Origin of the sequence: Klebsiella sp. S69 (assembly GCF_016516145.1) — a bacterium.
GTDB classification, from domain to species: domain Bacteria; phylum Pseudomonadota; class Gammaproteobacteria; order Enterobacterales; family Enterobacteriaceae; genus Klebsiella; species Klebsiella oxytoca.
This window is the reverse complement of record NZ_JACVUU010000070.1, coordinates 1-1,336: the sequence shown is the minus strand read 5'-3', so window position 1 is coordinate 1,336 and position 1,336 is coordinate 1. Positions and strand designations below refer to the sequence as shown.

General features: G+C 54.8%; 1 protein-coding gene. It reads right to left on the bottom strand.

Translation table 11 applies throughout. The features are described from left to right. Positions 1–37: 37 nt before the first annotated feature. Positions 38–1,245, bottom strand: a protein-coding gene (locus IAE27_RS29240) for an IS3 family transposase (RefSeq protein WP_200093425.1) whose coding sequence is annotated in 2 segments (ribosomal slippage) — positions 38–924 and positions 924–1,245 — 1,209 coding nt in all. Because the reading frame shifts where the segments join, the coding sequence is not laid out codon by codon here. Between the last annotated feature and the right edge of the window lie 91 nt (positions 1,246–1,336).

Genomic DNA, 1,336 nt, shown 5'->3' with positions numbered 1-1,336 from the left:
TGATCTTGACCCGCCATCTCCGGACAGCTTTTGTATCTTAAGTTAACGATGCCCGCTGTTGCCGGTATTCTCGTGGAGAGAGGTATCCCAGCGCACTGTGCGGATGATTTTCATTGTAATGCGTGAACGCTGCTGCAAGGTTTTTCAGGGCTGTTCTCACATCCGGTTTTGGCATGAACGCGATATAGTCTTCCTTCATCGTCTTCACGAACCGTTCCGCCATGCCATTACTCTGCGGGCTGCTCACCGCTGTTGTACAGGGCTCCAGATTCAGCTCTCTGGCGAACCTCCGCGTTTCATGCGCGGTATACGCACAACCGTTGTCCGTCAGCCACTGCACCGCTGTGTCCGGCAACTTATCGCCGAAACGCTTTTCTACCGACCTCAGCATGACATCCTGCACGGTCGAGCTGTCGTAGCCTCCCGTGCTTGCTGCCCAGTCTATGGCCTCGCGGTCGCAGCAGTCCAGCGCGAACGTTACACGCAGTTTTTCACCATTATCGCAGCCGAACTCAAAGCCATCTGAACACCAGCGCATATCGCTTTCCGCAACTGCGATTTTACCTTTATGTTCACGCGTCGGCCGCTCTGGTTTGTCATGCAGTAGCAGCAGATTGTACTCGCTCATGATCCTGTAAAGCCGTTTGGCATTGACCGGCGGCAGCCCCTCAGTACGACGTTGCTTACGCAGGATGCCCCACACGCGGCGGTAGCCGTAGCTGGGCATGTCACTGATGATATTGAGGATACCCGACAGTATTTCAGCGTCTGCTTCGTCATTACGCCGGTTACAACGCCTGTCCTGCCAGTCGGCAGAACGCTTTACCCGCAGTGACAGTTGCGCACGCGACACGCTCATGGCGCGGCTGACCAGAGCTATTCCCCATCCTTTGGCAACAAGGGCGCGTGCGCTATCCATTTTCGCGACTGACCGTACTCCACGGCTTCTTTCAGGATCTCAACTTCCATCGTCTTCTTGCCCAGAAGGCGCTGGAGCTCCCGGACCTGCTTCAGCGCAGCGGTGAGCTCTGAAGCAGGAACGACTTCCTCTCCGGCCGCTACGGCGGTGAGACTGCCTTCCTGATATTGCTTCTTCCACTTGAACAGCAGGCTGGGCTGGATACCATGCAGGCGGGCGACATGGGAGACATTCATGCCGGTCTCCATCGTCTGCTGGATAATGGCAATCTTCTCCTGAGGAGTCTTACGTTTACGGACTTCTTGCCCTAAAAGGATCCCGTTCATCTCAAAATTGGCGTTAGTGTTAGACATATATTCAAGCCTATCTCTTATCTGGAGATACAGCTACTGTCTGGTGTTTCAGGGGGCTACATCA